Raw genomic sequence first — 16,226 nt, forward strand, 5'->3', positions numbered from 1 at the left:
AGAGGTCTCATCATGGCAAATGCAGCTGATGCCGCTCACGCGGATCACCACGATCACCCGACCTTCTGGCGCCGGTGGTTCTACTCGACGAACCACAAGGACATCGGAACCCTCTATTTCATCTTCGGCTTCACGGCCGGCATCGTGGGCGGAATTCTCTCCATCCTGATGCGCCTCGAGCTGCAGCAGCCGGGCCTGCAGTTCTTCTCCAATCCGCAGACCTTCAACGTCCTCGTGACGGGCCACGGCCTCATCATGGTGTTCTTCATGGTGATGCCGACCCTCATCGGCGGCTTCGGCAACTGGTTCGTGCCGCTGATGATCGGCGCGCCGGACATGGCCTTCCCGCGGATGAACAACATCTCGTACTGGCTCACCGTCTCGGCCTTCTGCCTCCTGCTTTGCTCGCTCTTCGTGGAAGGCGCGCCGGGCTCCAACGGCTTCGGCGGCGGCTGGACGGTCTATCCGCCGCTTTCGGTCTCCGGCCATCCTGGTCCGGCGCTCGATTTCGGCATCCTGGCCCTGCACCTCGCCGGTGCGGCCTCGATCCTCGGCGCGATCAACTTCATCACGACCATCCTGAACATGCGCGCTCCGGGCATGACGCTGCACAAGATGCCGCTCTTCGCCTGGGCCATGCTGGTCACTGCCTTCCTGCTTCTCCTGTCGCTCCCGGTCCTCGCCGGCGCGATCACGATGCTGCTGACGGACCGTAACTTCGGCACGACCTTCTTCGATCCGGCCGGCGGCGGCGATCCGATCCTCTACCAGCACCTGTTCTGGTTCTTCGGTCACCCCGAAGTGTACATCATGATCCTGCCGGCCTTCGGCATCGTCAGCCACATCATCTCCACCTTCTCCAAGAAGCCGATCTTCGGCTATCTCGGCATGGCCTACGCCATGGTGGCGATCGGCGTCGTCGGCTTCGTCGTGTGGGCGCACCACATGTTCACGGTCGGCCTCTCGCTCCAGACGCAGGCCTATTTCGTGTTCGCCACCATGGTGATCGCGGTGCCGACGGGCGTGAAGATCTTCTCCTGGATCGCGACCATGTGGGGCGGCTCGATCCGCTTCACGGCCGCCATGCACTGGGCCGTCGGCTTCGTGTTCCTGTTCACCGTGGGCGGCGTCACCGGCGTCGTGCTGGCGAACGCTCCGGTCGATCGCTACATGCACGACACCTATTACGTCGTGGCGCACTTCCACTACGTGCTGTCGCTCGGCGCCGTGTTCGTGATCTTCGCCGGCATGTACTACTGGTTCCCGAAGATCACCGGCTATGTGATGCCGGAATGGATCGGCAAGCTGCACTTCTGGGTCGCCTTCATCGGCTCGAACGTGCTGTTCTTCCCGATGCACTTCCTCGGTCTCTCCGGCATGCCGCGTCGCTATGCGGACTATCCGGACGCCTTCGCGGGCTGGAATCTCGTATCGTCGATCGGCGCCTATATCTTCTTCGCCGGTCTTTTCATCTTCATCTTCGGCGTCATCTACGCTTTCGTCCGCAAGGAGCGGGCAGCGGGGAATCCTTGGGGTGAAGGTGCGACGACATTGGAATGGACGCTGCCCTCGCCGCCGCCGTTCCACCAGTTCGAGACTCTGCCGCGCATTGCGGATACGGGTCACTAGGAAATACTGGGCTGGGCGGTCCACGGACCGCCCGCTCCTCCCCCGAGGGCTTGAACCCAAGCCTTCCGGCGAGGAGTTGATATCGAAGGTCCCTGGGCTCGGCCCCGACCTTCGAGAGATCGTCACAATGAGCATGGTATCGAACAGCCTGACCGACACCTCTACTGAGCGCCTTGCCACGACGGGCGTCTCGCAGGGTGACGTGTCTGATTTCTTCGCGCTTCTGAAGCCCCGCGTCATGTTCCTGGTCGTCTTCACGGCCCTCGTCGGCATGGTCGTGGTGCATCCGGACATCCATCCCGTCGTCGCCTTTGCGGCCCTTCTCATGATCGCCATCGGCGGCGGCGCCTCAGGCTGCCTCAACATGTGGTGGGATGCGGATATCGACGCAGTGATGACGCGGACCCGCAAGCGCCCGATCCCGGCCGGCAAGATTCAGCCGGGCGAAGCGCTCGCCTTCGGCATGACGCTGTCGTTCGGTTCCGTGATCGTGCTCGGCCTCGTCACGAATTGGCTCGCCGCCGGGCTCCTGGCGTTCACGATCTTCTTCTACGCCGTGATCTATTCCATGTGGCTGAAGCGCTCGACGCCGCAGAACATCGTGATCGGCGGCGCTGCCGGTGCCCTTCCCCCGGTCGTCGCACAGGCGGCGGTTGCCGGCCATGTGGGCTGGGAGAGCATCATCCTCTTCGCCATCATCTTCATGTGGACTCCGCCGCATTTCTGGGCGCTCGCCCTGGTGAAATCCGGCGACTACGAACGTGCAGGCATCCCGATGATGCCGAACGTTGCAGGTCCCGATTCGACCCGTCGCCAGATCCTCGTCTACACGGTTCTCTTAGCGCCCCTGGGCCTCGCCCCGGTCGCCTTCGGGTTCGGCGGCCTCGCCTATGCCATCATCGGCACGGTGGGCGGCCTCGCCATGCTGGCTCTGGCGTATCAGGTCTATCGCCTGCGTGAGGGCGAGCCCGCCATGCGCGTGGCGCAGCAGCTTTTCGGCTTCTCGATCCTCTATCTGTTCCTCCTCTTCGCAACACTCCTGGCGGAGCATGGCCTCGGCTTCTTCCGGCCGGTTTTCGGGTGACGCCATGGCACAACTTCCAAAGCCTTTGAGCCCTGAAGAACAGAAGCGCCGCCGCAAGCGCTCGGTCGCCCTGGCCCTGACGCTCGGTGCGCTCGTGCTGTTCTTCTATGTGGTCACCATCGCGAAGATGGGCGTCGCCGTCCTGCAGCGCCCCCTGTAAAGGCGAAGATCCGATATGAGCGAAGCCCCCCACGTCCAACGCAACATTCGCCGCACCGTTCTCGGCTGCGCCGCGGCTGCAGTCGGCATGGTCGGTCTCGCCTACGCCTCGGTGCCGCTCTACGACCTTTTCTGCAAGGCAACAGGCTTCGACGGCACTCCGAGCATCCGCACCGCCAACGATTCGGAGGTTCTCGACCGGGATATTTCCATCCGGTTCGATGCCAACGTGGCGCCGGGCCTCAACTGGCGCTTCTCGCCGGAAACACCCGAAATCAAGGTGAAGCTCGGAGAGACCACCACGGTTCTCTACAAGGTCACCAATACCGGCGACAAACCCACGACCGGAATTGCGACCTACAACGTCCAGCCGGATCTTGCGGGCTCCTATTTCTCTAAGCTCGAGTGCTTCTGCTTCACGGAGCAGACCTTGAAGCCTGGAGAAACCATTGAATCCGCTGTGGTTTTCTACGTGGATCCGCGCCTCGTGCAGGATTCCGACGTGAAGGACCTCAGCTCCATCACCCTCTCCTACACCTACTTCCCCTCCAAGGGGGGCAAGCCGGTGGCGGAGGTCGCCAACTCACCCAAGAAACCCATCGTTCAATAAGAGACGTGACAAGCTAGACGGAAACGTCTTAAAGCGAGACACCTTCGAGGCACGGAGACGATACGAATGGCCGAGGCCCACGCCAAACATCACGATTATCACCTTGTCGACCCGAGCCCGTGGCCGCTCGTCGGCGCGATCAGCGCCTTCGTGATGGCGTCCGGCTTCGTGACCTGGTGGAAGGACGTTCCGGTCGCCGGAATGCATATCGGCGCCTATATCTTCGGCGCCGGCATCATCGGTGTTCTCTACACCATGATCAGCTGGTGGTCCGACGTCATCCGCGAAGCGAATGACGGCCATTCCCACACCCGCGTCGTTCAGCTCCATCACCGCTACGGCATGATGATGTTCATCGCCTCCGAAGTGATGTTCTTCGTCGCCTGGTTCTGGGCCTATTTCGACGTCGCGCTCTTCCCGAACGAGGCGATCCAATATGCCCGTACGGAAGCGCTCGGCGGTGTCTGGCCGCCAAAGGGCATCGAGACCTTCGATCCCTGGCACCTGCCGCTCCTGAACACCCTGATTCTCCTGACCTCGGGCACCACGGTGACCTGGGCGCACCATGCGCTCCTGGAGAACGACCGCAAGGGTCTCAAGGCCGGCCTTTGGCTGACGATCCTCCTCGGTTTCATCTTCAGCTGCGTCCAGGCCTACGAGTACAGCCACGCCGCCTTCGGCTTCAAAGGCAATATCTACGGCGCCACCTTCTTCATGGCGACGGGCTTCCACGGCGCGCACGTCATCATCGGCACGATCTTCCTGGCCGTCTGCCTGCTGCGCACCTATCGCGGCGACTTCACGCCCAAGCAGCATCTCGGCTTCGAGTTCGCCGCCTGGTACTGGCACTTCGTCGACGTGGTGTGGCTGTTCCTCTTCGCCTCGATCTACGTGTGGGGCTTTGGCGGACACGCTGCCGGCCACTAAGCCGACAGAGCCAATCAGTTCCAGCAGGGGCGGCGACAAGCCGCCCTTCGCTTTTGAGGCCCGGCATTTATCTGTCGTGTCTTGCTTCTTTTCTCCAGGAAGATACCGGGATCAGCATTGTGGCTCAGGACGTTGCCCCTCCGAATCCGATCATGGCGGGTCTCGCAGGCCGCTGCCCGCGCTGCGGCAAGGGACATCTGTTCACCGGATACCTGACCTTACGCCCCTCCTGCGAGGTTTGCGGCCTGGATTATTCCTTCGCCGATACGGGCGACGGCCCGGCTTTCTTCGTCATGTCGATCGTCGGCATCGTCGTGGTCGCGCTCGCCCTCTGGGTCGAGTTCGCCTTCGAGCCGCCGATCTGGCTGCACATCGTGATGTGGTTCAGCCTGTCCGTGATCCTGAGCGTCGCCCTCGTACGGCCTCTGAAGGGCTTGATGGTGGCGCTCCAATATCACCACAAGGCCGAGGAAGGGCGCATCGAGAAGTGACCGCGACGACCGCCCCACACTCCATCCGCTCCCTTCTGCTTCCGGGCCTCGCGACTCTCATCGCCCTCGGGATCCTGATCGGCCTCGGAACCTGGCAACTTCAGCGCAAGACCTGGAAGGAAGGGCTGATTGCCCAGATTCAATCCCGCGCCTATGGCGAGCCCGGAGCGATCGTGCCGGAAACCGATTGGAGCCGATGGCGGGCGGCGTCGGACGAGTTCCGTCGGGTGCGGGTGACAGGTACCCTCCTCAACCAGTTCGAGACGCCGGTTTATGGCCTCGCGCCCGCCGCACCTGGGGGCTCCTCCGCGCAGGGCTACTATCTGATGACACCTTTGCGTCTGGCCGACGGAGCGGTCGTGATGGTCAATCGCGGCTTCGTGCCGATGGAGCTCAAGGACCCCGCCACGCGCCCGCAGAGCGAGCCCACCGGCGAGGTCACCATTACGGGCCTCGTGCGCGCCCCTGAGGAGCGCAACATGTTCACGCCCGCCGACAATCCGGGCAAGAACAGCTGGTTCGCCCGTGACCCCGCAGCCATCGCGAACGCTCACAGCCTTACGCGCGTCGCCCCGTTCTATGTGGAGGCCGACGCCACACCCAGCCCCGGCGGCTGGCCGAAGGGCGGGCAGACACATCTCGACCTGCCCAACAACCACCTGCAATACGCCTTCACATGGTACGGGATCGCTCTCACGCTCGTCGGCGTCTTCAGCGCATTCGCCTGGCGCCGGATCTATCCGGTCTCAGGGGAGCTGGAACAGAACGAAGAAACCAAACCCTAGGATCACAAAGCCGGCGCTGACCACCTTCGCCACATGCAGGGCCTGCAGAAGCAGCTTGGTTTCGCTGCGATGTTCCGCCCGCTCCGCGCGGGTCATGCATTCCCGGGCCTTGAACTGCTCGGCATAGAGCGACGTGGTCATCTCGTTGCTCACCGCGCCATCCTTTTCGATCTCGATACGCTGCGCCACGAAACCGATCAGCAGCCCAAGCACACCAAGCCCAAGAAATCCGGCAACCAGATAGGCACCCAAGACGATCCCTAAGAGGATTGCCATCACAAATGGCAGCAGGATCCAATCCATCGGGGTCATACGCATGGCAGGGCCTTTCTTCAGGCTTGGCTTGCCTTCGGCGAAGCGATATTATTCCTTTATGTTCACTCTCGCCATGACCATGACCTGCCTTACGACGCGCCTTGCAGGGCGCGCGGGAGCGGTTTTGCGTTCATGAGAGCGTGAGCATCCCAAGCCCTGCGGAGACGAGCAGGGCTTCATGGTTCGGTTCGCCTCTGCTGTTTTCAAGGAGAGCGCCGTGAAACCCGAACCTAGTCAGCCCGACCCTCATCCCCCCTCGCGTCCGCCCGTTGATCCGGGGCAGATCGTCATTCGTGCCGCCCGCATCGATGATGCCGATGCGATCAACACCATGGCCAACCTGCCCGGCTATCGCTGGGGAACCCTGCGCATGCCGCACCAGACGCCCGAGACCACGCGCAAATGGCTGGAGAGCCGCTCGCCCGGCGATCTCGTCCTGGTCGCCGAGGTCGAGGGCCGGATCGCGGCGAACGGGAGCATCACTCGATTTCTGGGCCGCCGCGCCCATGCGGGCACCCTCGGGCTCGGCGTCCACGACGATTATCAGGGGCGCGGCATCGGCTCGCGGATGCTGCGGGAAATCCTCGCCATGGCCGACGATTGGTTGGGCCTGAAGCGGGTCGAGCTGACCGTCTATACGGATAACAGCCCCGCCATCTCTCTCTACGAGCGTGCAGGCTTCGAACACGAGGGCACGCATAAAGCGTATGCCTTCCGGCAGGGCCGCTATGTCGACGCTTATGCCATGGCGCGGCTTGTCTGAGATGGGCAGCCGGTGGCGGCTTGTCCGGACCGGCTGCGACACCTGATGCCATCAGTGCCCTGCCTTAACGCGGCCCATCAGCCGATACGGAAAACAAGGTCCACTTTTTTGCGCAATGCGCTAATGTCCGGCCACCTTTCAGGAGATTGACCTGTGCTTCATGTCTCGACCCGGGGCGAAGCCCCTGTGCTTGGCTTTGCCGATGCCCTGCTTGCCGGACTGGCCCGCGATGGCGGCCTTTACGTCCCGAAAAGCTGGCCGAGCCTCACGCGCGAGACGATCCAGGGCTTCGCCGGGAAACCCTACACGTCAGTCGCCAAAGCGGTACTCGGTCCTCTGGTCGACGGTGAGATACCCGATTCGGCCCTCGGCGCCATGATCGACGGTGCCTATGCCACCTTCCGGCATGCGGCTGTGTGCCCGCTGACCCAGATTGGCGACAATCTCTTCGTGCTTGAGCTGTTCCACGGACCCACTCTCGCCTTCAAGGACGTGGCGATGCAGCTTCTCGGCCGCCTGATGGACCATGTCCTGAAGGAACGGGGGGTCCGCGCCACCATCGTCGGCGCCACGTCGGGCGACACCGGCAGCGCCGCGGTCGATGCCTTTAAGGGGCTCGATCAGGTCGATATCTTCATCCTCTATCCCCATGGTCGCGTCTCGGATGTGCAGCGCCGTCAGATGACGACCGTCGATTCGCCGAACGTCCATGCGCTCGCCGTCGAGGGCACGTTCGACGACTGCCAGACCATGGTGAAAGGCATGTTTAATCATGCCCGCTTCCGCGACGAGCTCCAGCTCTCCGGCGTCAACTCCATCAACTGGGCTCGCGTGGCGGCTCAAGCGGTTTATTACTTTACCGCCGCCGTCGCGCTCGGCTCGCCGCATCGCCCAGTTTCCTTCTCGGTGCCGACCGGCAATTTCGGCGACATCCTGGCCGGCTGGGTCGCAAAACAGATGGGGCTTCCCATCGAGCGGCTGATGATCGGCACGAATGCCAACGATATTCTCGCTCGCACGCTCCAAACGGGAAGCTATGAGATTCGTGGTGTCCAGCCGACCGATGCCCCGTCCATGGACATCCAGATCTCGTCCAATTTCGAGCGGTTGCTGTTCGAGGCCTATGGGCGCGACCCGGCCGCCGTCCGCCGCCTGATGGCAAGCCTTGTGCAGTCCCGTTCGTTCACCTTGGATGAAGAGGCTCTCGCCCGGATCCGCCGGGAATTTGCCGCGACCGCCGTCAGCGAGCCGGACATGGCCTCCGAGATGACCGAGACATACCGTACGACCGGTTATGTGATCGATCCGCATACGGCTGTCGGCACACGCGCCGGACGCGCCCTGTTGAAGGAGCAGCCCGAAATCCCGGTGGTCGCCCTTTCCACGGCCCATCCGGCGAAATTCCCGGACGCCGTGAGGCGGGCCACCGGCATTCACCCGGAACTCCCGCCGCATATGGCCGATCTCATGGCTCGCTCGGAACGCTTTACCGTGCTCCCCAACGACCAGAAGGCGGTAGAGACCTTCATTCGCGAGCGCGCCCGTGCGGTCAGGGGCGTCGCGGCATGAACCATCACTTCGTGCGTGAAAAGAAGATCGACATCACACGTCTCGACAACGGCCTGGTCGTCGCGACGGAGCAGATCCCGGAAGTCGCGACCGCGACGCTCGGCGTATGGATCGGGACGGGCTCACGTCACGAAATGCCCCATGAGCACGGTCTCTCACATCTGATCGAGCATATGGCCTTCAAGGGAACGGAGCGCCGCTCGGCCCGCCAGATCGCCGAGGATATCGAGAATGTGGGCGGCGACATCAACGCGGCGACGAGTGTCGAATATACGAGCTATACGGCCCGCGTGCTCGGCGAGAACGTGGATGTCGCCATGGATGTGCTCGGCGACATCCTGACCGCTTCCGCCTTCGATCCGGGCGAACTTGCCCGCGAAAAGGGTGTGATTCTTCAGGAATACGCAGCCGTCGAAGACACGCCGGACGATCTTGTCTACGACGCTTTCATGGAAACCGCGTTTCCGGGGCAGCCCATCGGCCGTCCGATTCTCGGCACGCCGGAGACCATCGACGCTTTCGATGAAGCCGTGATCCGCACCTTCCTGAAACGGGAATATGCGCCGGGAAAGATGGTGCTCGCCGCCGCAGGCGATGTGGATCATGGCCAGATTGCCGCCTTGGCTCAGAGGAGCTTCGGCACCATGCCGGCCGTGCCGCTCCGCGAGCCGGATTCGGGCGTCTATCGCGGCGGAGAACGGCGCATCCAGCGCAAGCTCGAACAGGCCAACATCGTCCTCGGCCTCCCGGGCCTCTCCTTCAAGGATCCGGGCTACTACGCCGCCCACCTCTTCGCCCATATTCTGGGCGGCGGCCTCACATCCCGGCTGTGGCACGAAGTCCGTGAAACGCGGGGCCTTGCCTATTCCATCGAGGCTTTCCACTGGCCGTTTTCCGATTGCGGTCTCTTCGGCGTCGGTGCCGGAACGGCCGGCAAGGATGTCACCGAGCTGATGGACGTGACCCTCGCCTGCATGCGCCAGGCCACGCAGGACATCGGCGAGACCGAGATGACACGCGCCAAGGCCCAGATGAAGGTCGCGCTGCTGACCGCTCTGGAAACACCGGGAGGCCGCCTGGAGCGGATTGCGCGACAGCTCCTCTCCTGGGGCCGCATCATTCCGAGCGACGAGATCGTCAACAAGGTCGATGCTCTGACGGTCGACCAGGTCCGCGCCGCGGGCAGACATCTGCTTCAAGGCGCCCCGACCCTGTCCGCCATCGGCCCGCTCAAGGGCTTACCGAAGGTCGGAGATGTTGCGCAGGCATTGCAACGATAATCGGAATTATCCGAACTTTGTTGCAATTCTGAGCTTCCTCTCCTCAATCCCGCCGCAAAGTCGCCCCATGGCCAAGGCTTAACTCCTCCAGGCCGTGAGTCCTGCGGACAAGTCGGACCATTTCCCGACTTCGCCTTGCCCTCGCGTCCCCCGACCGATACCAATCCCGTTCAACCCTGTAGCCGGACGGAAGACCGAAGCGTTGCGGATCGTTTCTTTCGCCATAACCGTCATCCTGACGGCCTTCATCTGTCTTGCATGGCCGAGCGCGAGCCAGGCCGTCGAATCCGTCCGGGTCGATCCCAAGATTCCGGCCATCGATCTCACGCCCATGGTCGAGCGCTACCGCTCAGACGGCGACGAGATCCGTATTTCGACAGCGCCAGGGCGGGACGGCATCGTCCGCCGTATCGCCGTGAAAGCGCGCGAATCCGGCACCCGGCCGGACTGGATCGTCTTCGCGCTCACTAATGACAGCGACGAGCAGGTTGATCGCCTGCTGGTCGCTCCGCATTTCCGCCTGACATCCTCGGGCGTGATCTGGCCGGATCTCGGCTCCTCGCGCATCGCCGCGATCACGGCGAGTCAGGGCATTCGCCCCGAGCGCGATGATAGTGCCGACGCGGATATCTTCCTCGTCACCCTCGATCCGGGTACGACCGTGACCTTCGTCGCGGAACTACGCTCGAACAACCTACCCCAGCTCCATCTTTGGGACGCGGATGCCTATAAGGAGCGGGTCAACGGTCTCACACTCTACAAGGGCATCATCATCGGCATCGCGGGCCTCCTCGCCCTGTTCCTGACCATCGTCTTCGTGGTGAAGGGAGCGCTGATCTTCCCGGCCGCCGCGGCCCTGGCCTGGGCGGTTCTGGCCTATGCCTGCATCGATTTCGGCTTCTTCCAGCGCATCTTCCCCATCACCGAGAAGGCCGAGCAGATCTACCGAGCCGGCGCGGAAGCCGTGCTTGCCGCGACGCTCCTGGTGTTCCTGTTCGCCTATCTCAACCTGAACCGCTGGCACGTGCGCTACAGCCACGTGACGGCGTTCTGGCTGGTCTTCCTCGGAGCCCTGATCGGCCTCGCGGTCATCGATCCGCCCGTAGCCTCAGGCGTCGCCCGCATTTCGATCGCGGCCGTCGCCGGTATCGGCTTTGTCCTGGTGCTGCACCTGGCCACGCACGGCTATGACCGCGCCGTGATGCTCGTGCCGACCTGGCTCCTTCTGATTGCCTGGGTGACGGCCGCGACCTTCACGGTCATGGGCCATCTCATATCGGATCTCGTTCCGCCGGCCCTGATCGGCGGCCTCGTGCTCATCGTCATGCTGATCGGCTTCACGGTCATGCAGCATGCCTTCGCCGGCGGCGCGTTTGCACAAGGGTTCGTAAACGACACCGAGCGGCGCGCCTTGGCCCTCGCCGGCGCCGGCGACATCGTGTTCGACTGGGACGTCGTCTCCGACAACATCTTCGTCAGCCCGGAGGTCGAGCATCAGCTCGGGCTCAAGCGCGGCGCGCTCGAAGGACCCGCTTCGGCCTGGCTCAATCTCGTCCATCCTTTCGACAAGGATCGCTACAAGGCGGCGCTCGACGCCATCATCGAACAGCGACGCGGGCGCCTGACCCAGGATTTCCGTCTGCGCGCCGCCTCCAGCGGCCACCATTGGTTCCGCCTCAAGGCACGTCCGGTGATCGGGACCGACGGCGAAGTGATCCGGGTCGTCGGGACGCTGTCCGACGTAACCGATGCGAAGATCGCCGAGGAGCGGCTGCTTCACGACGCCGTGCACGACAATCTTACGAGCCTGCCCAATCGGCAGCTCTTCTATGATCGCCTCGAGGCCGCCCTCACCTTCGCCAGACAGGACGATTCGCTGCGTCCTACAGTCCTCGTCCTCGACCTCGATAAGTTCAAGACGACCAACGACTCCGTGGGCCACGCAGCAGGCGATTCGATTCTTCTCACCCTGTCGCGCCGGCTCGGCCGCCTGCTCCGCCCGCAAGACACCCTCGCGCGGATTTCGGGCGACGAATTCGCGATCATCCTTCTCTCGGAACGCGAGCCTGATCGCATCATCGCCTTCGCCGATATGGTCAGGCGGGCCCTTACGACGCCTGTCACTTACGCGGAGCGTGAGATCTTCCTGACCGCCTCCATCGGCCTCGCTCTGCACGATCCCCAGATTGCCGCCCGGCGTGAGGAAGTGCTTCGCAACGCCGAAATCGCGATGGCCCATGCCAAGCGCGAGGGCGGCGACCGCATCGAGGTCTTCCGCCCGACCATGCGGTCAGACCGCAGCGATCGCTTCACCATGGAAGCAGACTTGCGCCGGGCGCTCGACCGCAACGAGATCAAGGTTCTCTTCAAGCCCATCGTCCGCCTTGAGGACAGGACCATCGCCGGCTTCGAATCGATGCTGCGGTGGGATCACCCGCGCCTCGGCCGCATCAGCCCGGAGGACTTCATGTCCCTGGCGGAGGAGACGGGTCTCATCGTCTCCTTGAGCTTCTATCTTCTCGAACAGACGGCGCGGGAACTCGCTGCCTGGCAGGATGCGCTCGAAGTGGAGCCGCCGATCTTCGCCAGCGTCAACATGTCGAGCCACCACCTGCTGCGGCACGATCTTCTCCAGGACGTGAAAGCGGTGATCGCCCGCACAGGCGTTCTGCCAGGGTCTCTCAAGATCGAGATGACTGAGAGCCTCGTCATGGAGAACCCGGAATATTCGGCTCAGATGCTCACGCGCCTGCGCGATCTCGGAGCAGGACTCTCCCTCGACGATTTCGGAACCGGCTATTCCGCCCTTTCGTATCTCCTCCGCTTCCCGTTCGACACGATCAAGGTGGACGAATCCTTCGTGCGCCAGATGGCAGCGGGCAAGCCCATCATTCTGCGGTCCATCATCAAGATGGCCCACGAACTCGGCATGGCGATCGTTGCAGAGGGTGCGGAGACGGAATCGGAAGCGATCGAACTCTACCAGCTCGGCTGCGAATACGCGCAGGGACCGGTCTTCGGTGAACCGATGTCGACGCTCCAGGCCCGCCAGCTCATAGGAGCAGCCCCTGAGGCCGCGTGAGGCTCAGGCGTGACCCGCCTGGATGGACAGCATGGCCGGATCGACCCCAATGCGGCGCAGGGCCATTTCGTAACGAAGTTCCGCCGAGGCATTGAAGATCAGCTCAGCATCCGCCGGGCAGTTGAGCCAGCCATTGGCCTGGATCTCGGTCTCCAGCTGTCCGGCCTCCCAGCCCGCATATCCCAGGGCAAGGATCGCATCCTTCGGGCCCTCGCCGCGTGCGATGGCGCGCAGGATGTCGACAGTCGCCGTCAGGCAGATGCTCTCATCGATAAGGAGAGTCGACTGCGCGATGTGAAAATCGGAGGAATGCAGGACGAAGCCGCGGCTCGTTTCGACCGGACCGCCCATGAGGACTTGCATGCGGCCGACCTTTTGCGGAAGCAGGATGCGCTCCAGCTCCGGAATGATCTCGAGCTGAACGAGGAGGTCCGGCAGGTTTACATTGGCGGCAGGCCGATTGAGGATGATCCCCATGGCACCTTCGCCCGAATGGGCGCAGATGTAGATCACAGCCCGTGCGAAACGTTCGTCCATCATTCCAGGCATCGCCACCAGGAGCTGGCCATCCAGGAAACCGGGCTTCATTTCGGTAGGGCTCGACAATAGGCTCATTTCTCACATCTGCGTTGCGGACGGCGCCCTCACGGGATCGTGGATGGCGCAGTCCAGAAGAAACCGCATAAGGGAAGCGCCTCAGGGAGGCGTCAGTTCCATGATACTTCGATTAAGTTCTCTTCCACCGATCATCTGTTGCATTTTAATCCTTTTCCCGAGTCTTGGGCAGGCCCAGGCTCCCTCCTCTTCCTGGGTACAGGGTCTCCATTCCCGCGTACGCCTGATGTCCGGCGGTCCTCAGGAGCAAGTCTGGCTCGCAGGCGTCGAAATTATCCTGGATTCCGGCTTCAAGACTTACTGGCGGACGCCCGGTGATTCCGGCCTTCCTCCCCGCTTCGACTGGTCCGGCTCGACCAATGTGGCGACGGTCGAGGTGAAGTGGCCGGCGCCCTCGCGCCATGACGACGCTACCGGCGTGTCGTACATCTATCACGATGCCGTCATCCTCCCGGTGGTCGTGACGCCCGTCGACAGGACGAAGCCCGTCACGCTGGAGCTTTCGATCGATTACGGCGTCTGCAAGGATATCTGCATTCCGGCGCATGCCGATCTGGTCCGTTCTTTAGATCAGGATTCTGTCCAGCGGGCGGCCTTGCAAAAGGCAATCGATCATCAGCCCCGCCCTCAACCTCTCGATGCACCCGGCGAGATTTCGATACTGTCCGTTGAGCCGGTGGCAGCCGACAAACCCAGTCTCAAGGTGCGGGTGCGAGCCCCTGCGGGCTCCGCTCCGGACCTTTTCGCGGAAGGGCCGAACAATTGGTACTTCTCGACGTCGACGATCGACGCGGAAGGCGCCTTCATCGTGTCCATCGAGGAGAAGCCGAAGGAGGCGGCGGATGTTGTCCCCCTGCGCCTCACCCTTTCAACCGGCGAGCAGGCGGTGGAAACCGACGTGAAGCTCGACGGGAATGGGACGCCGCGCTAGTGAAAGGATGAAGCATCAGCCTCACCTTTGGAGAAATGCCTATGACCATTCAGGTTGGAGATCGCCTGCCGCAGGCGACGTTCCGCGTCATGACCGCCGACGGCCCCGTCGCGAAGACCACCGATGATCTTTTCAAGGGGCGCCAAGTCGCACTCGTGGCCGTTCCCGGTGCATTCACGCCGACCTGCCACCGCAACCACCTGCCCGGCTACGTGCAGAAGCTGGATGAGATCAAGGCAAAGGGTGTCGATGCCGTTCTGGTGACCTCGACCAACGACGTGTTCGTGCTCGATGCCTGGGCGAAGTCCGCAGGCGCCGAGAAGATCGAGTTCCTCTCCGACGGCAATGGCGATTTCGCCAAAGCCCTCGGCCTCTCGATGGACGGCTCCGGCTTCGGCTTGGGCCTGCGGTCACAGCGCTATGCGATGCTTGTCGAGGACGGTGTGGTGAAGGTTCTCAACGTCGAGGACACACCCTCGAAGGCCCAGGTCTCCGGCGCCGAAAACCTGCTGAAGAGCCTTTGATATCACGCGACAGCCTTCGCTCAACCCGTTGAGAGCGAAGGCTTTTTCATCCCGTTCTTCTTGAAGGGCTGCAAGGCCGCGACGGCGAGCTGGTCGACCCGCACATTCGTCGGATCGTCCGCATGGCCTTTCACCCAGTGCCAAGCGACCTGATGGCGCCCGGCCGCCTCGTCGAGTGCGCGCCAGAGATCCTCGTTCTTCACCGGCTTGTTGTCGGCGGTCCGCCAGCCCCGCCGCTTCCAGTTGTGCATCCAGGCCGTGATGCCCTGACGCACGTATTGCGAGTCCGTGAACAGGTCGACCGTGCAAGACCGCTTCAGGGCACTTAGGCCTTCGATGGCAGCCCGCAATTCCATGCGATTGTTCGTGGTATCGGGCTCGCCGCCTGAGATTTCCTTCTCGACACCCTTGAAGATCAGGATCGCTCCCCAACCGCCCGGACCCGGATTGCCCGAGCAGGCACCGTCCGTATAGATCGTCACGCGCTCGCCCTCGCTCATGCGGCCAGTCCCAGCTCGCGGGCGTGCTTCACATGGCGGTGGAAGTTGAGCTTGCGGTCGTATTCGAGCGGATCCTTGGGCCTCACCAGCGCGCCCGGAGGCACGTTGAGCCAATCGACCAGACGCGTCAGCATGAAGCGCATGGCGGAGCCACGGCAGAGCACCGGCAGCGCTTCGACCTCTCCCGGTTCGAGCCGGCGCACCGACTGATAGCCCGCGAGAAGCGCCTGCCCTTTCGTCAGATTGAACGATCCATCGACCTCGAAGCACCAGGCATTGAGGCAGATCGCGACGTCGTACGCGAAAGCGTCAGTGCAGGCGAAGTAGAAATCGATGAGACCCGACACCTCACCGCCGATAAAGAAGACATTATCGGTGAAGAGATCGGCATGGATGATGCCGGACGGCAGCCCGGCAGGCCATTCCGCTTCGAGGGCCTTCAATTCCTGGAGGGTGCGCCTGGACAATCCGGCCGACACATTGTCGGCCTGTGCTTCAGCTTGGGCGAAGAGAAGTGCCCAGGCATCGATGGAAAGGGCGTTCGGTCGAACTCTCTCGAAATCGCTGCCCGCGAGGTGGAGCTTCGCCAGGGCCGCGCCGAGGGCTCCGCAATGCTGCGCCGTCGGGCGCCGGATGGCGATCCCTTCGAGGAAGGTGCAGATCGCGGCCGGACGGCCGGAGAGCCGCCCGAGGGCTTCGCCCTTCCGGTTGTTCACCGGCAGCGGACAATTCAGGCCCTTCTTAGCCAGATGCTGCATCAGGTCGATGAAGAAGGGCAGATCCGTCTCCTTCACCCGCTTCTCGTAGAGCGTGAGAATGTACGACGCGACCGTGGTGTGCAGGAAATAGTTCGTATTTTCCACCCCCTCGGCGATCCCCTTATAGGACAGAACCGTGCCGATATCGTAGGTGGCGAGGAAAGCCGAGAGGTCCTCGTCCTGGACTTCCGTATAGACTGCCAT

17 protein-coding genes are annotated in these 16,226 nt (G+C 62.9%); 13 read left to right on the forward strand and 4 right to left on the reverse strand.

Annotation, left to right across the window (positions count from 1 at the left end; translation table 11 throughout):
• The first annotated feature begins 12 nt into the window (after positions 1-12).
• The 7 genes from ctaD to K9B37_RS06845 all read left to right on the forward strand — a co-directional run bounded on the left by ctaD (position 13) and on the right by K9B37_RS06845 (position 5,685).
• Positions 13-1,629, forward strand: a complete 1,617-nt coding sequence (gene ctaD / locus K9B37_RS06815; protein ID WP_224312320.1) for a cytochrome c oxidase subunit I — start codon at positions 13-15, stop codon at positions 1,627-1,629.
• Between the two features lie 127 nt (positions 1,630-1,756).
• On the forward strand, positions 1,757-2,713 hold the full coding sequence (locus K9B37_RS06820; RefSeq protein WP_224312321.1) for a heme o synthase: 957 nt from the start codon (positions 1,757-1,759) through the stop codon (positions 2,711-2,713).
• Between the two features lie 4 nt (positions 2,714-2,717).
• On the forward strand, positions 2,718-2,873 hold the full coding sequence (locus tag K9B37_RS06825) for a cytochrome c oxidase system small membrane protein (RefSeq protein ID WP_224312322.1): 156 nt from the start codon (positions 2,718-2,720) through the stop codon (positions 2,871-2,873).
• A gap of 15 nt (positions 2,874-2,888) precedes the next feature.
• Positions 2,889-3,482, forward strand: a complete 594-nt coding sequence (locus K9B37_RS06830; protein WP_224312323.1) for a cytochrome c oxidase assembly protein — start codon at positions 2,889-2,891, stop codon at positions 3,480-3,482.
• A 66-nt stretch (positions 3,483-3,548) separates the two neighbouring features.
• Positions 3,549-4,409, forward strand: coding sequence for a cytochrome c oxidase subunit 3 (locus K9B37_RS06835; RefSeq protein WP_224312324.1), 861 nt, complete (start codon positions 3,549-3,551; stop codon positions 4,407-4,409).
• A 152-nt stretch (positions 4,410-4,561) separates the two neighbouring features.
• Positions 4,562-4,900 carry a DUF983 domain-containing protein gene (locus K9B37_RS06840; protein WP_224312519.1) on the forward strand — a complete coding sequence of 113 codons (339 nt, stop codon included), beginning with the start codon at positions 4,562-4,564 and terminating at the stop codon, positions 4,898-4,900.
• Positions 4,897-5,685, forward strand: a complete 789-nt coding sequence (locus K9B37_RS06845) for an SURF1 family protein (protein ID WP_224312325.1) — start codon at positions 4,897-4,899, stop codon at positions 5,683-5,685. The genes K9B37_RS06840 and K9B37_RS06845 overlap by 4 nt, the downstream gene beginning before the upstream one ends.
• Here the strand turns inward: K9B37_RS06845 and K9B37_RS06850 are convergent.
• The gene (locus K9B37_RS06850) at positions 5,647-6,003 is read right to left on the reverse strand and encodes a hypothetical protein (RefSeq protein ID WP_224312326.1); all 357 of its coding nucleotides are present in this window, start codon (positions 6,001-6,003) and stop codon (positions 5,647-5,649) included. The two genes, K9B37_RS06845 and K9B37_RS06850, sit on opposite strands and share 39 nt — an antisense overlap.
• A gap of 214 nt (positions 6,004-6,217) precedes the next feature.
• Between K9B37_RS06850 and K9B37_RS06855 the strand changes: the two genes are divergently transcribed.
• The 4 genes from K9B37_RS06855 (at position 6,218) to K9B37_RS06870 (ending at position 12,694) form a co-directional block, all read left to right on the forward strand.
• Positions 6,218-6,763 carry a GNAT family N-acetyltransferase gene (locus K9B37_RS06855; protein WP_224312327.1) on the forward strand — a complete coding sequence of 182 codons (546 nt, stop codon included), beginning with the start codon at positions 6,218-6,220 and terminating at the stop codon, positions 6,761-6,763.
• A 153-nt stretch (positions 6,764-6,916) separates the two neighbouring features.
• Positions 6,917-8,332 (forward strand): threonine synthase, encoded by a 1,416-nt coding sequence (gene thrC / locus K9B37_RS06860; RefSeq protein ID WP_224312328.1) that lies wholly within the window; start codon positions 6,917-6,919, stop codon positions 8,330-8,332.
• Positions 8,329-9,612, forward strand: coding sequence for a M16 family metallopeptidase (locus tag K9B37_RS06865; RefSeq protein ID WP_224312329.1), 1,284 nt, complete (start codon positions 8,329-8,331; stop codon positions 9,610-9,612). Before thrC ends, K9B37_RS06865 begins: the two co-directional genes overlap by 4 nt.
• Positions 9,613-9,943: 331 nt before the next feature.
• A complete protein-coding gene (locus tag K9B37_RS06870) occupies positions 9,944-12,694 on the forward strand; it encodes an EAL domain-containing protein (protein ID WP_224312520.1) in 2,751 nt (916 codons plus the stop codon).
• A 3-nt stretch (positions 12,695-12,697) separates the two neighbouring features.
• On the opposite strand, the gene K9B37_RS06875 is transcribed toward K9B37_RS06870, so the two are convergent.
• A complete protein-coding gene (locus K9B37_RS06875; protein ID WP_224312330.1) occupies positions 12,698-13,309 on the reverse strand; it encodes a YqgE/AlgH family protein in 612 nt (203 codons plus the stop codon).
• A 226-nt stretch (positions 13,310-13,535) separates the two neighbouring features.
• On the opposite strand from K9B37_RS06875, the gene K9B37_RS06880 reads away from it, so the two are divergent.
• Both K9B37_RS06880 and K9B37_RS06885 read left to right on the forward strand, forming a co-directional pair.
• On the forward strand, positions 13,536-14,240 hold the full coding sequence (locus K9B37_RS06880) for a protein-disulfide reductase DsbD domain-containing protein (protein ID WP_224312331.1): 705 nt from the start codon (positions 13,536-13,538) through the stop codon (positions 14,238-14,240).
• A gap of 41 nt (positions 14,241-14,281) precedes the next feature.
• Positions 14,282-14,764 (forward strand): peroxiredoxin, encoded by a 483-nt coding sequence (locus K9B37_RS06885; protein ID WP_224312332.1) that lies wholly within the window; start codon positions 14,282-14,284, stop codon positions 14,762-14,764.
• Between the two features lie 20 nt (positions 14,765-14,784).
• Here the strand turns inward: K9B37_RS06885 and rnhA are convergent, their stop codons facing one another.
• Positions 14,785-15,264 (reverse strand): ribonuclease HI, encoded by a 480-nt coding sequence (gene rnhA / locus K9B37_RS06890; RefSeq protein WP_224312333.1) that lies wholly within the window; start codon positions 15,262-15,264, stop codon positions 14,785-14,787.
• Entirely contained in the window at positions 15,261-16,226 is a 966-nt protein-coding gene (locus K9B37_RS06895; RefSeq protein WP_224312334.1) for a homoserine kinase, read from the reverse strand. Before K9B37_RS06895 ends, rnhA begins: the two co-directional genes overlap by 4 nt.

Origin of the sequence: Microvirga puerhi (assembly GCF_020089865.1) — a bacterium.
Taxonomy (GTDB): Bacteria; Pseudomonadota; Alphaproteobacteria; order Rhizobiales; family Beijerinckiaceae; genus Microvirga; species Microvirga puerhi.